The sequence below is a fragment of the Streptomyces sp. NPDC090127 genome (assembly GCF_044746945.1).
Taxonomy (GTDB): domain Bacteria; phylum Actinomycetota; class Actinomycetes; order Streptomycetales; family Streptomycetaceae; genus Streptomyces.
Genome location: NZ_JBIVDE010000002.1, coordinates 725763 through 742548 on the forward strand (window position 1 = coordinate 725763; position 16786 = coordinate 742548).

The window sequence follows — 16786 nt, forward strand, 5'->3', positions numbered from 1 at the left end:
GCACCACCCCCCCCACACCCCCCCGCCGCGGCGGGGGGTGGCCGCACCCCCCCCCCCCCCCCCACCCCCCCCCCCCCCCCCCCCCGGGCCCCCCCCCCCCACGCCGGGGCGGGCGTGACGGAGTCAGCGCGTCGGCCCTGTGGGCTGGAGGTGGAAGATGCGCAGGTGGCGGCCGGAGCGGGCGCTGTAGGTCTGGTAGCCGGTGGACAGGGTCGCCAGGATCTTGTGCCAGACCTGCTCGCATTCGGGGCCGTCGAGGAGGCGCGCGGTGACCGGGACCTCCTGGCTCATGAGGGACACCGTGGCGGTCGGGGTCTTGAGGAGGTTGGCCGTCCAGCCGGGATGGTGTTCGAGGCCGAAGTTGGAGCCCACCACGGCGTAGCCGCCGTCGTATTCGACGTAGAAGAGGGGCGTGGGGCGTGGGCGGCCGGTCTGGGCGCCGGTGGTGGTCAGCAGAAGGGAGGCGACTCCCAAGGCCCTTCCGACGCTGAGGCGGCCACGGCTTCTGCCTTGGAGGAGGGTGTCCAGGGGCACCATGGCAGTACGCATGACGGCTCCGGCCCAGGGGGCGGGGGCGATGGTGTTCATCAGCCGGAAGCCGAGACCGCGGGCGGGCGAAGGAGTGGCGGCCGGTCGGCGGGATGCTTGGGCCCTCCCGCTGCCGACGGGGGTGGCGTAGTTGCGTCGGGCGTTTCCCCCGAGGGCGGCCAGGTTCCGGAACGCGGTCGGGGCCATGGCGTAGGCCCGGTACATGGCCGGCAGGTATCCCGGGGTGTCGACGATGGCCCGGCGCTTGATGATGCCGTGGACGATCGCGTCGGCGATCTGCTCGGGCGAGGAGACGGGGAGGAAGTCGGTGATGCGCGGCATCCGCTGGGAGGGGACGTGACGGCCGAAGAAATCGGTGTCCACGACCGTCCCGGGCCGTACCAGAAGCACGTGAACCGGCGATGGGGCGAGTTCGGCGGCGAGGATCTGGGTGTAGGCGTTGATCGCCGCTTTCGCCGCCGCGTAGGCGGCCGAGGGGCCCTTGACGAAGACGACGCCTGCGGCGGAGCCCATGTTGACGATCGTTCCACCGCTGGCGGCCTGCATGAGCGGCAGGACCGCCTTCACGCCGTAGACCATGGCGTCGTAGCCGGTACGCATGCTTAGCTGCGCGTCCTCGACGCTCATGTCGGCGACGTCTCGCCACTGCGTGAACGCGGCGTTGTTCACCAGCACGTCCAGCCGGCCCTCTGCCGTATGCACGTCGATGACGCACTGCTCGTACGCGTTCCGGTCGGTGACGTCGACGCGGTGGAAGACGACGCGGTCGCCGAGCCCTGCGGCCTGGAGATACTCCGCGCCGGTCTTGACGTGTCCGGGGGAGATCTCGGCGGCGTGCACGCGTGCGCCTCGCAGGGCGAGTGCCTTGGTGGTGGCCAGGCCGATGCCCTGGGCCCCGCCGGTGACCAGGCACACCTTTCCCTCCAGTTCACGGGGGGCGCTCGTACGGCGGCTTTCGTTCATCACGGATGCCATCCATCTCTTCTGGGGGTGTGGAGGTCGGCCACGAGCGATGGCCGAAGGACGGGGGCCCGGCCCTCCCCGGCCTCGTGGGGCGGGGGAAGACCCGGTCTCGTGGGGCGGGGGAAGACCCGGTCTCGTTCTGGCGGGAGAGCGGAGGGGCGGTCGCGGACCGGGATCGGGACGGCTACACGGACGGCGAATGCGCGGACGCGGGTGCCACGCGGTGGGAGAGGTGGCCGAAGGCCATGAGCGTGAAGACGTCGCCGAGGACGGGGATACGGAAGACGAAGGGGCGGGGACCGATGGAGTCGGAGATCGAGTCGATGCTTCCTTCGCTGTTCTGCCGGGCCATCAGGAACTCGATGCCGACGGCGACCGGCTGAGGGTCCGACTGGTGGCACAGGGCGATGATGGCGTAGGCGGTGCTGACCGGGTCGCTGACGGAGTCGGGCTGCTGGCCCCAGCCTCCGTCGGGGTTCTGGGTCCGCAGGACGTGGTCGAGCGCCCGCGTCCGCAGGGCGTGCGCGTGGGGCGCGTCGAACTGTGAGGCGGCCAGCACGGCGCGGAAGACGGAGTGGAGCCTGCTGGCGCTCCAGTCCGGTGGGAAGGTGCCGTCCTTGCGCTGTCCGGCGGCGAGGTAGTCCAGGGCGCCGTTGAGTACGGCGGGGTCGCGGGGCGGTCGGCAGGAGAGTGCGTTGATCGCGGCGGCGGTCATGCAGACTTCGGAGGGTGCGCCGGCGATGTAGGTAGGGAAGCCTCCGTCGGGGCCGCGGGTGGCGAGCAGGGCCTGCCGGCCGCGTTCGATGGCCTTCTCGTGCGCGGGGTCGTCGTGGGTCTGGAGGAGTTCGAGGATGACCGAGGTGTCGTCGGCGTCGGTCACGTCGGCGATGTCCGTGACCGACCAGCCGCCGTTCGGCTTCTGCCGGTGGACGAGGTTGTCGGCGATGGCCTGGATGACATCGTCCGGTGCGCCGGCGGCGAGGAGCGCCACGCCTGCGGTCGCGGTGCACCAGGTGTCGGTGTCGGTGAAGAAGGGGATGCCGCCGTCGGGGCGCTGGTGCTTCAGGAGTGCGTCCACTCCCCTGTGCACGAGGGATTCGTGTCCGCCCAGTCGGTGCAGGGCGTGCAGGGCGGACAGGTGGACCAGGAGGTTGCCCTCCCAGATCTCGTCCCGGTTCTGGATGGACAGCAGCAGGTTGACGTCACGGTCTTCGATCTGGTGCCGTGTGCCCGACGCGATCGCCAGGATGACCTTCACGGCCGTCGTCTGTGCCTCGGCCCAGGGGTGAAGTCCGGCGTTGGAGTAGGCCGTCCCGTCCGGTGCCGGTCGCGTGTCGATGTCGGCGCCGCAGGCGATGAGCAGGGCCTCGAAGGTGGCGCGCTTGCGCCGGCTGGTGAAGTCGGGGGCCTGAACGATGTAGGCGTCGAGGTCGATCGACCGGCTGTCGGCCGGGCTGCCGCAGGATGCCGCGATGAGCGCCCGGTCAAGGGGGTCGGCGGTGACTCGGCGCCGTTGCAGGTATCCGGCGATCCGCTCGGCCCGGTCAGTCCGGTCGGGAAAGGCACGCAGAAGTGACAGGGCGAGTGCGGATTCCAGGACCCGGCTCCGGCAGGGGTCGCGGACCCCTCCGTCGGGGTCGACGCGCTCGATGACATACGTCCCGAGCCGGTCCATCGCGGTGCGCCAGCCGGCGGGCAGCGCGTCGTCCGGCCAGGGGATGAGATGAATTGGTGTGCTGCGAACACGCATGAGATCACCTCTCAGAAGCGGCGCGGATGGCCGCAGGTGGGAGACAGGAAACGGAGCGGGCAGGGGACGCCGAGGGCTGGGGGCGTACGGGTCGCTATCCCGGCCACGTCGCGGCGGACGTCAGGGCGGCCAGTTCGTCGATGCGGTCGATGACCTGCCAGGCGTGCGGACGCAGCGGGGTGTTGTGCGGGAACGCCAGGAGCACGCCCCGCCCCGTGCAGGCGAACATCCGCAGGTCGTACCTGCTGTCGCCGACCACCAGCACGCGGCTGGGATGCAGTTGGTGCCGGGCGCAGAAGTCGTGGAGCTGCCGGTGTTTGAGGTCGGCGGCGTCGATCGTGAAGTGGACGGAGGTCAGGGCGTCGGTGTCGTCGAAGCCGAGTTGCACGTTGCTGTACCGGTCCGTGACGCCCAGGCGTGCGGCCGTGGGCTCCACGTAGGTGTTGAACGAGGCCGAGATCAGCCCCACCCGCAGCCCGGCCCGCTGGAAGTCGCGGATCATCGTTGGCACTGACGGCCGGATCCTGATCTTGGAGAAGACCGTCTCGACGGCCGGTCGGTCGAGACGACCACAGGAGGTCAACAGAGCCAGCAGACGGTGGTCGGCTACTTTCTGGCTGAGTCGGCCGGACTCGGATTCGCGTATCAGGCCGGTCAGCCGCTGGAGGGGGATGCCCAGCGCGGCGAGGAGTTCGGTTGCCGAGTTGTCCAGGGTCAGCGTGTCGTCCACGTCGGCGATCACCGCGTCGAAAGGGCGTCGGCGCCCTTCGGACGGGACGGGCGGCGAACCGGTCGGGTGCGGGACGGTGGCGTGGCAGTCGAGCGGTTCGGTCATGGTCGTACCCGCAGGGCCGTCAGGGCGCGTAACGGGAAGGTCGGCAGGTACGCGGGCCCGGCCTCCGGGGCCGCGTACAGCGTCGGGAAGCGGGCGGCCATCTCCTCCAGCGCGATCCTCAGCTCCGCCCGGGCCAGGGCGGCCCCCACGCAGTAGTGCGTGCCCCGGCCGAACGCCAGGTGCGCGGCCGTGGGCCACCGTCCGGGAAGGCAGCCGGCCGGGTCCGGGTAGCGTCCGGGATCGTGGTTGCCGGCCCCGTACAGCAGCAACACCCTGCTGCCGGACGGCAGGACACGGCCCGCGACCGTCGCCTCCCGCACCGTGGTGCGGTACATCCCGACCACGGGGCAGTCCAGCCGCAGGCCCTCCTCGACGAGGTCCCCAACCGCGACGGTGCCGTCGACCAGCGCGGCCCAGCCTCCTGGGGAGCGGAGTTGGTGCCTGATGGTGATCGCCAGCGCCTGCGCGAGCGTGGTGTGTCCGGTGATGATCAGGGTCGGGATCAACGAGGCCACCTCGTCCGGCGAGAGCCGGTGGCCATGAGGGCTCTCGTGCAGCATGGTGCTGATCAGATCGTGGCGCGGAGCGGACATGCGTCGCGCTGTCAGCTCCCTGGCGAACTCGCCGAACGCACGCAGCCCCGTGGCGTACTCCCGCAGCTGCTCGGGAGCGTGGTCGCGGCCGACCATGAGTTGGACCTTGTAGTCGGACCAGCGCAGGCATGCCTGGTGGTGCTCGTCGGGGATACCGAGGAAACGCAGGATCACCGTCAACGCGTAAGGGAGCGCGAACTCGGTGACCACGTCGAACTCCGAGGCCCCGGCGAGAGGCCGCAGCAGGTGCGTGGCCGTGGCCCTGATGTCGCCCTCCGCGGCCTTCAACGCCCGCGGGGTGAATCCCGCGTTGATCACGGACCGGACCCTGGTGTGTTCGGGCGGGTCCATCTCGCCCAGCGACACCGAGTCGCCGCTCCAGGTGCTCAGCATCTCCTGAACGTCCGGTGGCAGGTCCGCGGAGGACCGCGGTTTGTGATCGCGGGCGGAGAAGTCCTCGTCGTTACGGAGGATCGCCGCGATGTCGTCGTACTCCGTCACGCACCATGCCTGAAGCCGGTCGGAGTGAACGATTCGGCCACGGCCCCTCAGCTGTGCCAACGCGCCGTAGAGGTCATCCCGCTCAAGGCTCCAGGAATCGGACCCCGTCGACGGCTTCCCTTCGCCGGACAACCGTTCTGCCAAGGATGCCCCCAGGTGGATCGCTTCGAGTGGATCGCTTCAGGACGGCTGGCGGACGTCCCGGTCAAAGCTTCCAAATGCGTGATGACCACTGGCCTGGAGGAAATGATCTAAACCACGCGAACGAGTGACGGAGTCGTTCGCCGAACACGCCCGTCGAGGAGGCCGTCGGTGCCCTGGCCGAGCCTCCGCAGGCGAGGTCCGCCCCATCGGGCTCTCCGAGGCCGGCCCCGCGACGCTCCGCCGCGCGTCGCCGAACATCCGGTCCCTCCCGCCACATGCGGGGCTTCTGATCGACCGCGCCCGGGCCGCCCTGGAGTTCCAGCCGCCGGCCCGGCATGTGTCGGGGTGGCTCCTGCTCGTGGACGACCTCGAAGCCGCCGCGGACCTAGCCCGCCGCCGCCTCGCTTCCCCCGTCCGGATCCAGGTCGTGGACGGACCGGATCGGGACGGATCGGATCGGGGACGGACCGGGATGCCGACGGACCGGGACACCGACCGACCGGGACACCGACGGACCGGGTCGCGGGCGGACCGGGTCGCGGGCGGTGTCGGGTGGCGGGCGGTGTCGGGTGGCGGGCGGTGTCGGGTGGCGGAAGCCCTCTCGGGGGTCTCGAAGCGAAGCCCCCGGGAGCGATGAACCCTGCACAGGCGCGGGGGCCGAAAAGAGGCTGTGCGGCGACCGTGTCGGCGTGATCTCACTCACTCGATTTCCCGCCTGGGCAGACGAATTGTCGCGCTACATGCCCGTCTGCGTGAGGGTTGTCAGGCGCCGTCGACCGCCGAGCCGTGGTCCCCCTTCGGCCGAATCTTGTGTGTGAGCTGTGTGAAGGATAGGAAAACCCCACTGATCATCTATGTGGGGGAATTCCGTGCGAAGAGCGCGACCACTAGTACTCCTAGTGGCATTCATGATGGCTGTTCTGGCAGGTACGGAGCAGGCAGCACTGGCGGTGACCCGCTGGGTCGCCGCCAAGGCCGGCCCGGGCGCCGGCGAACTGCCCGAACAGGGCTGGGGATCGGCTCGCGGACGCGGGCACAGCGCGACCGGCGACGCCACCGACGCGGCCGCGGCCGGGGGCCGCAGAGGCGCCCTGAAGGCACCGGGCGAGCTCGCACCGGACTCGGGAGCTTCCGCCATCCGGCTCGGTGGCGCACCCAAGCCGCCGGCGAAGCTGCCCTATGCCAGGGTGCCGGCGCCCAAGGTCGAAGCCCCGAAGGGTTTCGACGCCAAGGCCAGCACCGAGCTTCCCGAGAAGCGCACCGAGCGGGGTCGTACGTTCCGCAACGAGGACGGAACCTTCACCACGCGCTTCTACAACGAGCCGGTCAACTTCAAGGCCGCCGACGGCAAGTGGAAGGACATCGACACGCGGCTGGCGCGTGCCGACGACTCCGGCCCGCGGACGATGACCGGCACCTCCGGACCGGGCTGGGAGACCCGCTCGACCGAGGACGCGGTCTCCTTCGCCGATTACGCGGACGCCGACGTCCTGGTGCGCCTCACGGCCGGCGGGAGCGCCTCCATCGGCTACGCGGTCGACGGCGCGGCCCGCTCCCGGGGACGTGTCGCCGGCAGTGTCATCACCTACCCGGAGATCCGGCCCTCCGCGGATCTGGAACTCGTCGCGGGCAGTGACTCCGTCAAGGAGACGCTGGTCCTGAAGAGCGCGCAGGCGCCGTCCGAATGGCGCTTCCCGCTGGCGCTGAACGGACTGACCGCGAAGCTCGACGGCCACGGCGGCGTCTCCTTCGTGGACGCCTCCGGCCGTCAGCGGGCAGGGATGCCGCCGGGCTGGATGGAGGACTCCGCGAAGGCGCCCCACTCCGACGAGGGCGTCATCTCTTCGGGCGTGACCTACCGCCTCGAAGGCCGGGGCAACCGCCAGGTGCTCGTCGTCTCGCTGGACAGGCAGTGGCTGTCTGCCCCCGAGCGCGTCTTCCCGGTGAAGGTCGACCCGTCGGTCGAGAGCGCCACCGCGACCTCCGACACCTACGTCGAGTCGCCCTACAACCAGAACTTCTCCAGCGACAAGGTCCTCAAGGCGGGCACGTACGACGCGGGCAGTCACAAGGCCGCGAGCTTCCTGAAGTTCGGCGGTCTGGAGAGCACCCTCAAGAACGCGTGGGTCGTCGACGCCAGGTTGGCGCTGTTCAACTCGTGGTCGTACTCGTGCACCGCGCGCCCCGTGACGGTCCACGCGGTGACGTCCAACTGGGCGGAGAGCACCACCAAGACGTACCCCGGCCCGGCCACCGGCCCGGCCCTTGGCTCGAAGTCCTTCGCGCACGGCTGGCTTCCGGAAGGTGCCTCCAACTGGGCCTGTGCTCCCGCCTGGGAGGCCATTCCCCTCGGGGCCGAAGGCCGCCAGCTCGTCGACGACTGGACGCACGGCCGTAAGCCGAACTACGGCCTGGCCGTGAAGGCGTCCACCTCCGACTCCAAGAGCTGGAAGAAGTTCCACTCCGAGGACGAGGCCGGCGGAAAGCCCAGCCTCGACGTCACGTGGACGAAGTACGGGGCCACCTACGGCCTCGGTGGATTCGTCCAGCCGATGACGGCCACCACCGAGGGCACCTTCAAGGTCACGGTCACGAACCAGGGCCAGCAGACCTGGGGCAAGGACAGCAACTACAAGCTGCGCTACGACCTGTTCGACGCCAACGGCAACCAGGTGGGCGGCGACTACTGGAGCAAGATCCGGTGGACGCCCATGCCCCACGACGTCGCGCCGGGCGCCTCGGTGACGCTCGACGCCAAGATCGCTCCGCTGGCCCCCGCGACCTACACGCTCGTGTGGACGATGGACGAGTACGGCGTCAGCTCCTTCGCCGCGGCCGGCGTACCGGGCCCGGCGGTCAAGTTCGACGCGGTCAACGTGCCGCCGTACCTCACCTCCGCGGCCCCGCCGAGCGGCACCGTCGTCGACACCCGCACCCCGACGCTGTGGGCCAGGGCCACCGACGTGGACAAGTCCCCCGGGGCGCTGACCTACCAGTTCGAGATCTGTGAGGTCGAGGGCAAGGACGTCAGGAAGAACTGCCGGGGCAACACGCACGCGGCTTCCGAGAGCTGGACCGTTCCGGCCGACTGGCTCACGTGGGCGAAGACCTACGCCTGGTACGCGTACGCCAACGACGGCAAGGACCAGTCGACGCGCACCGCACCGTCGCTCCTGACCACCCAGGTCCCGCAGCCCGTCATCACCTCCCACCTGGGCGGCGGGGACAGCGGCCGCGGCTTCGGCGAGCGCTCCGGCAACTACGCCACCTCCGCCACGGACACCGCCGTGCCCGTGGTCGGCCCCGAGCTCGCGGTCACGCGTACGTACAACTCGCAGGACCCGCGGACGGCCAGCGCCTTCGGTGCCGGCTGGGCCACCCGCTGGGACATGCGCGCGACGCCCGAACCCGACGGCAGCGTCGTGATCACCCTCGCGACCGGCAGCCAGGTCCGCTTCGGCAGGAACAACGACGGCACCTACAGCGCGCCGTCCGGCTCGATGGGTCTGCTGACCGCCGTCACCGGCGGGGGCTGGACCCTGCGGGACGCGAGCGCGGCCCTCTACACCTTCGACGCGACCGGTCTCCTGACCAAGGTCAAGGACGGCCACGACCGCGAGCAGGTGCTGACCTACACGGGCGGCCGGCTGACCAGGGCCACCGACGCCGTGTCGAAGCGGTCGCTGACGTTCACGTGGAGCGGTGCGCACGTCGCGTCGGTCTCCACCGACGCCGTCGGACCGTCCGCGCCCGCCCTCGTCTGGTCGTACACCTACCAGGGCGACCTGCTGACGAAGGTCTGCCCGCCGGCGTCCCCGACCGCCTGCACGGTCTACGAATACACCGGTGGGTCGCACTACCGGAGCATGGTGCAGGATGCCAACCCGGTCGCATACTGGCGGCTGAACGAAGCCGAGGGGTCGCTCGCCCAGAGCGAGGCGGTCTCCCGCACCGGTATGAACGCCGCTCGCTACCGCGACGTCACCCTCTCCGGCGCCGGCGTCCTCGCGGGCACGGGCAACGGGTCGGCGTCCTTCGACGGCACCAGCTCCTACGTGGAGCTCCCGGAGTCGACCCTCGCGTCGTCCACCGTCCTGTCGGTCGAGGTGTGGTTCAAGACCGACAAGGCCGGCGGCGCACTCGTCGGCTTCCAGGACGCACCGGTCGGGCCGACCGCTCCGGTCCGCTACAACCCGGTGCTCGCCATCGACGCCGCGGGCAAGCTCCGCGGGGCGTTCGAGAAGGCGGACGGCGGTCTGGTGCCCATCACCTCCGCCACCGCGGTGAACAACGACGTCTGGCACCACGCGGTGCTCACGAGCACCGCGACGAACCAGACGCTCTACCTCGACGGCACGGTCGTCGGGACGCTGGCCGGCCCGGTCGGTCACGCCGAGAAGTCCCACGCCTACCTCGGCGTGGGCTACGGAAACAGCAGCTGGGACGGGATCGCCGCCACGGGCAACCGTTTCTTCAAGGGGTCGATGGACGAGGTCGCGGTCTACCACCGTGCCCTGGACGCCGGGTCGGTCCGCGCGCACTACGCGGCCCGCACCGGGACCTCGAAGCTGTCCAAGGTGACCCTGCCCTCGGGCCGTACGGGCGGCACGGCCGAGTACGACGGCGACACCGGGCGCGCCACCAAGGTGACCGACCAGAACGGTGGTGCGTGGCAGATCTCCGCGCCCCGCTACGCGTCGGGTTCCCAGGCGTACGCGGACGCCGTGCGCGCCTCGGATCCGGTGAACTACTGGCGCCTGGGCGACGGCAGCGGCGCGGCCGCGGCCGACGAGACAGCCGCCGGCGGCAACGGCTCCTACCGTGACGGTGTCACCCTGGGCGGGGTCGGGGCCTTCCTCGACGGCGACGACGCCGCGATCACCCTCGACGGTTCGAAGGGTGTCGTCTCCGTCCCGTCCGAGTCCATCAGCAATGCCACCTCGCTCTCGGTGGAGCTGTGGTTCAGGACCGACAAGCCCAGCGGTGTCCTGCTGGGCCTGCAGAACGCCGAGCTCGGCACCGTTCCGACGATGTGGAACGCGAGTCTCCTCGTCGACGGCGAGGGCAAGCTGCGCGGTCATCTGTGGGACGGTCCGTCATCGAGCTGGCCGGTCATGGGCGGCGTGAAGGTCACCGACAACCAGTGGCACCACGTCGTCATCACGGGCGGCCCCGCCGGACAGTCGCTCTACCTCGACGGCGCCAAGATCGGCTCCAAAGCAGGTGTCGTCAAGCCGGAGACCCTGGTCCACGCCTACCTCGGCGCGGGCTACTCCAGCGAGGCGTGGGACGGCCAGGCCCGTGCCACCCGCTACTTCGACGGCCGGCTCGACGAGGCCGCCTTCTACACCGAGGAGCTCGACGCCCAGACAGTCGCCGACCACTACAAGGCACGCAGCAAGGCGGTCAGCGGCAGCGGTGACCAGTACCGCGGCGTCGTGACGGCCGCCCGCCCCGCGGGCTACTGGCGCCTGGACGAGGCCACCGGCACCATGGTGAAGAGCCGGGTGGCGTCCGTCGACGGCACCGGCACCTACACCAAGGCGTCCCTCGGGGCCACCGGTGCGTTCGGCCCCGGAGACGGCTCCGCGGTGCAGTTCGGCGGTGACGGCTTCGCCGAACTGCCGCCGGTCGGAACCGTCACCGCGGATGTCTCCGCCAGCGTGTGGTTCCGCACCGACAAGCCCGGCGTCATCCTCGCCGACCAGTCGGCACCCGTCGCGGGAGCCGCCGACGCGAGTGGCAGCTGGACCCCGGTCCTGTACGTCGGCGCCGACGGCAAGCTGCACGGCGAGTACTACTCCGCCGGCGTGACGGCCTCCAACGCGTCGCCCGGCACCGTCACCGACAACCAGTGGCACCACGCCGCCATCACGGCCAAGGGCGGCACCCAGACGCTCTACCTGGACGGCGCGCAGGTCGCGACGAAGTCCGCCGCCCCGGTCGGCCACCAGGGCAACAGCCGGACGTTCCTCGGTGCGGGCTTCGCCAAGTTCTGGCCCTCCGCCCCCGGCAACGTCAGCTACTTCACCGGCGCGCTCGACGAGGCCGCGGTCTTCCGCCGCGGTCTCTCCGCCGATGAGGTGGCGGCGCAGTACGAGGCCCGCGCGTCGTCGTCGGTCTCCGCGCTCACGTCCACGGTGACGGTCACCGACCCGGCGGGCGCGAAGACGGGCAGCACCTTCGACGCGGTCCGCGGACAGCGCCGGGTCGCGTCGACGAACGCGGACGGCGGCGTCACCACGTACGCGTACGACACCGGTGGCTTCCTGCACACCGTCACCGACCCCAACGGGCATTCCGTCGTGACCGGTCATGACGAGCGCGGCAGCACCGTTTCCACGACGACCTGCCGGGACGCGAACTCCTGCTGGACGTCGTTCGCGGAGCACCACTACAACGAGGCCGACAAGCTGGACCCGCGCAACGGCAAGCAGACCGCCGTGCGTGACGGCCGTTCCTCGGGCCCGGCGGACGACCGGTTCCGCACGACCACCTCGTACACCGCGCTCGGGTTGATCGACACGGTCACCCTGCCGGACGGCCGCAGGACGTCGACCACCTACACCACGGGCGGCGAGCCCGCGGTGGGCGGCGGAGTGACCCCCAAGGGCCTGGTCGCCACCAAGAAGAGCACCGGCGGCGCGACCGTCTCGTACGCGTACTTCGCGAACGGCGACCTGGCCAGGTCCACGTCCCCGTCCGGGCTCGTCACCTCGTACACCTACGACGGCCTCGGCCGGAAGCTGACCGAGACCCACGTCTCCGAGGCCACTCCGGACGGCGTGACCACGACGTACACCTACACCACGATGTCCCGCGTCTCGTCGGAGACCGGGCCTGGGGTGAAGAACGAGATCACCGGTGTCACGCACACCGCCAAGGTCAGCCGTACCTACGACGCTGACGGGCAACTGCTCACCGAGTCCATGCAGGACACCACCGGCGGCGACGCCACCCGCACCGCGACCTACCGGTACAACGCCGCCGGCCTCAACGAGAGCGTGACGGACGCTGCGGGCAACGAATCGACCTTCGGCCACGACGCGCTGGGCCGGGTGGTCCGTGAGACGGACCCCGCGGGCAACGTCGTCACGCACGCGTTCACCAAGCGCGGGCAGCTTGCCGAGTCGGTGCTGAAGGACTGGACGGGCGACCCGTCCGGCCAGACCCGTGACCTGGTCCTGGTGTCCCACACGTACGACCCGGCTGGCCGCCTGGCCTCGACGACGGACGCGCTGGGGGCCACGACGGCGTTCACCTATTTCGACGACGGCCTGAGCGCCACGACGACGGCGAAGCAGGTGACGCAGTCGGACGGTTCCAAGCGGGACGTCCTGCGGGAGTCGCTGGTCTACGACGGCGCGGGCAACGTCACCTCGCAGACGGCGAGCGGCGGTCGTACGACCGTCAGAACCGTGGACGCCACGGGTCGCCTGACGCGGTCGGCCTTCGACCCGAACGGCCTCAACCGGGTCACCACCCTCGCCTACGACGGCGACGACCGGGTCACCGAGGAGAGCCGGTCGATCGACGGATCCGGCAAGAGGCTCACCTCGACCACCGAGTACGACACGGCCGGCAACCCGAAGAAGTCGACCGTCACCGACGGCACCGGCACCCGCACCTCGTCGGCCACGTTCGACCAGCGGGGCCTCGCCCTGACCCAGGTCACCCCCCGTGGCCACACCTCGATCAGCCGCTACGACGTGCTCGGCCGCCTGGTCGAGACGACGGCGCCACAGGTCCAGGTCGAGGAGAACGGCGGTGCGGCCACGGCGGCGACGCCGAAGGCGGCCACGGGCTACAACACCTTCGGCGAGGCCACCGAGGCACGTGACCCGCGCGGCCTGGTGACCCGTCTGGAGACCGACAAGCTGGGCCGCCCGACGGCGGTCACGCTGCCCGACTACACACCGCCGGGAACGACGACGGCCATCGCGGCCGTCACGCGGACCACGTACGACCAGCTCGGCAACACGGCCTCCACGACCGACCCGCTGGGCCGTACGACCTCCTACGCCTACGACCAGCTGGGCAACCTGACCCGCAGGACCGACCCCGCGGTCACCGGTGCACAGGGCCTCCAGGCTCCCGGTGCCACGACCTTCGACGGCACGTCCACGGACCTGTCCGGCCGCGGTGTCTCCACCTACACCTGGACCCCGACCGGTCTGCCGCTCTCCGCGACCGACCCGACAGGAGCACGCACCGAGTCCACCTACGACCAGCTGGGCCGTAAGCTCACGGCCACCACCGTCGAGCGCAGGCCCACGCTCCAGAATCTCGTCTCCCGCTACACCTGGGACGACGCGGACAACCAGATCGTCTCGGTCACTCCGGGAGGCCTCCGGACCACCGCGTCCTACGACACGGCGGGCCAGGTGCTCACGGTCGCCGACCCCCTCGGAGGCGTCACCCGGGCCTCCTACGACGGCCTCGGACGCCCGACCGAGTCCAGGGACGCCACCGGCCGCAGAACGGTCATGGCCTACGACGTCCTCGGCAACCTGACCTCGTCGACGGAGTACGGCACGGGCACGACCGCCCTGCGGTCCACCGTCACCGAGTACGACGCGGACGGTAACGTCACCGCATCCGTCTCGCCCACCGGCGCGCGCCGTACCCACACCTACGACGCCGTCGGCCGGATGACCAAGCAGGTCGAGCCGGTCACCGCGACGGACTCGATCACGACGACCTTCGGCTACGACGCCGCGGGCAACCGCACGCGCCTCACCGACGGCCGTGGAAAGGCGACCTACTACACCTTCAACACCTGGGGTCTGCCCGAAAGCACGATCGAACCGGCCACCAGCCAGCACTGGACCGCGGACGTCCGCACCTGGGCGAACGTGTACGACGCGGCCGGCCGGCTCGTCACCGAGCTGCTCCCGGGCAACGTCAAGCGTCAGAAGACGTACGACGCCCTGGGCCGGCTGACCGGTGAGACCGGGTCCGGCACCGCCGTGGCCACCCGGCCACGCACTCTGTCGTACGACCTCGCCGGCCGCCTGACCGGCGCGGGTGGGGACGGGGTCCTCGCCGGCAACGCGTACACGTACAACGACCGCGGTCAGCTGCTGACGGCCGGCGGTCCCGGCGGCAGCGCGTCCTACGCGTACGACGCGGACGGTCGCATGACCTCCCGCACGGACGCCGCCGGCGTCACGGCCTTCTCCTACGACCAGGCCGGCCGCCTCGACACCACGACCGACCCGCTGACCGGCACGCAGGTCCGCAGCGACTACGACGCCGCGGGCCGCCCGACCCTGCAGGAGTTCGCCAGGCCGACCGGGGGAGGCCAGTACGCGGTCGGCGCGAAGCGCTCGTACGCGTACGACGGTCTCGGCCGGTTGGCCAAGGACGCGGTGACCCGCACCGACACCGGTGTCGAGGTCGAGAGCATGGCGTACGAGTACGACCAGGCCGACCTGCTGGTGAAGAAGACCACGGCGGGCACCGCGGGTGCGGGCGAGTACACCTACGCCTACGACAAGTCCGGCCGCATGATCTCGATGGCCGCCGGCGGCACCACCACCCCGTACGAGTGGGACAAGTCCGGGAACCTGACCAGGAAGGGGGACATCACCGCGACCTACGACTCCCGCAACCGGCTGGAGACATGGGGAGCCCAGACCTTCGCCTACAGTGCCCGCGGCACCGCGAAGTCGGTGACCGAGGGAGGCGTCACCCGACAGATCGGATCGGACGCGTTCGAGCGCACGGTCACCAACGGCACAAGTACCTTCACGTACGACTCGCTCGACCGGGTCATGACCCACAACGGCGCGTCGTTCGCCTATGACGGCGGCTCCAACAACCTGGTCAAGGACGGCACGACGACCTACAGCCGCAATCCCGGAGGAGCCCTGCTCGCCAGTGCCACCTCCGGCACCGCGGGCTCGGCGCGCCTGGCCGTCGCCGACCGGCACACCGACCTGGTGGCCGGCCTGACACCGGACGGCACATCGGTGGCGTCGTCGCGTGCCTACGACCCGTTCGGCAAGGTCACCGCCTCCAGCGGCGGCAACCCGGCTCTGGGCTACCAGTCCGGGTGGACGGACAGCTCCACCGGCGAGGTCAACATGGCCTCCCGCTGGTACCAGCCGGGCATCGGCAGTTTCACCAGCCGCGACACCTGGCAGCTCAACCCGAACCCGTCGGTCCAGTCCAACCGCTACACCTACGCCAACGCGAGTCCGCTCAACGGCACGGACCCGAGCGGTCACTTCGTCTGGTTCCTCGCCATCCCCGCGTGGAAGGTGGCCGTCGCCCTGACCGCCGCCGTGGCGGTCGGAGCGGCAGCCGATACGGCGATCAAGGCCGACTGGAGCACCGACACCGACTGGAACTGGCGCTCGAACGACAAGCAGAAGGACCGCTGGAACCCGCAGCCGCGCCCTCGCCCCTTCGACATCTGGGACGAGAAGAAGTACATGCGGGACCAGCGGAAGAAGCAGCCGCAGCCCCAGGCGCAGGCCCAGCCGAAGAGCACCTACTGCCAGCGCAACCCGTGGCTGGCCGTCTGCGGCGGAGGGAAGAAGGGCGCGCCGCCGAAGGGCAGCGCCGGCAGCGGTGGCGGCGGATGCCGTTCCTGGTGCCGCACGAGCTGGGGCAACTTCCCCGGCCCGTCCTCCGTCGACGACGACAACGTCAACGTCAACCCGTGGGTACCGCCGCCGGTCGTCGTCCCGAACCGCAAGCCCGAGGTCGCGATGGACGCGGTCCGCGCCGGGCAGTGGACGCTGGCCGACGGCTGGGAGGCCATGTTCGGGTCAGCCGATTTCCTGGAGTTCTTCAAGGAGCACCCGGACTTCGACCCGGACGGAGACATCGCGGCCGATTACGGTCTCGGCCTTCATTTGACGCCAAGCGAGGAGAACGAAGGGGCGTTCGACAGCTCGCCCGTCGATCGCGGCGGCTGCAAGCGGGGCAATTCGGCGATCTACTACATGCCGCTGGACAGCCTTGGCCGTGCGCAGGGTGCTCGCGCCTGTCTCAATCGCGGTGATTACAACTACACGACGGGCAAGGAAAACGACCGGTGGAAATTCGACACAGAGCCCACCAACCTCGTGGGCACGGGGACCGAATGGCCGCTCGGCAGGGACGACGGCTGGAACAATCAGCCTCGCGGTTGGAAGCTTGGCGAAGGGCTGCAGCGCGGACATCTGATCGCCAAGTCTCTCGGGGGGTCCGGTGAGGATGCCCGTAACCTGGTCCCTCTTTACAACAAATCGAACGCGCCTGACATGTCGAATATCGAAAGGGAGCTCGCCAGGCGGGTCGAGGGGGGCGAGACCCTCTACTACAGCGTCACTCCGCAATACATCGGCAACAACCCCATTCCTGCCCGGCTGCACCTGGGTTGGATAGGTAACCGAGAGGGTGCAGGCTATGCTGTCGTGGAGAATTATCCTCACTAGACAGAAGTGACCGGGGGGCCTT

Annotated in this window: 5 protein-coding genes; 1 reads left to right on the forward strand and 4 read right to left on the reverse strand. The window is 70.3% G+C overall.

The window, feature by feature from the left end:
- Window positions 1–123: 123 nt before the first annotated feature.
- From ACIPPS_RS08915 to ACIPPS_RS08930, 4 genes are all read right to left on the reverse strand, one after another.
- A complete protein-coding gene (locus tag ACIPPS_RS08915; RefSeq protein WP_401429545.1) occupies window positions 124–1512 on the reverse strand; it encodes an SDR family NAD(P)-dependent oxidoreductase in 1389 nt (462 codons plus the stop codon).
- Window positions 1513–1696: 184 nt separating this feature from the next.
- Window positions 1697–3262, reverse strand: a complete 1566-nt coding sequence (locus ACIPPS_RS08920; RefSeq protein WP_401428617.1) for a prenyltransferase/squalene oxidase repeat-containing protein — start codon at window positions 3260–3262, stop codon at window positions 1697–1699.
- A 94-nt stretch (window positions 3263–3356) separates the two neighbouring features.
- On the reverse strand, window positions 3357–4097 hold the full coding sequence (locus ACIPPS_RS08925) for an HAD family hydrolase (RefSeq protein ID WP_401428619.1): 741 nt from the start codon (window positions 4095–4097) through the stop codon (window positions 3357–3359).
- Entirely contained in the window at window positions 4094–5191 is a 1098-nt protein-coding gene (locus ACIPPS_RS08930; RefSeq protein WP_401428621.1) for a cytochrome P450, read from the reverse strand. The genes ACIPPS_RS08925 and ACIPPS_RS08930 overlap by 4 nt, the downstream gene beginning before the upstream one ends.
- 1052 nt (window positions 5192–6243) lie before the next feature.
- Here ACIPPS_RS08930 and ACIPPS_RS08935 point away from each other — a divergent pair.
- The gene (locus ACIPPS_RS08935) at window positions 6244–16764 is read left to right on the forward strand and encodes a LamG-like jellyroll fold domain-containing protein (RefSeq protein ID WP_401428623.1); all 10521 of its coding nucleotides are present in this window, start codon (window positions 6244–6246) and stop codon (window positions 16762–16764) included.
- The last annotated feature ends 22 nt before the right edge of the window (window positions 16765–16786 follow it).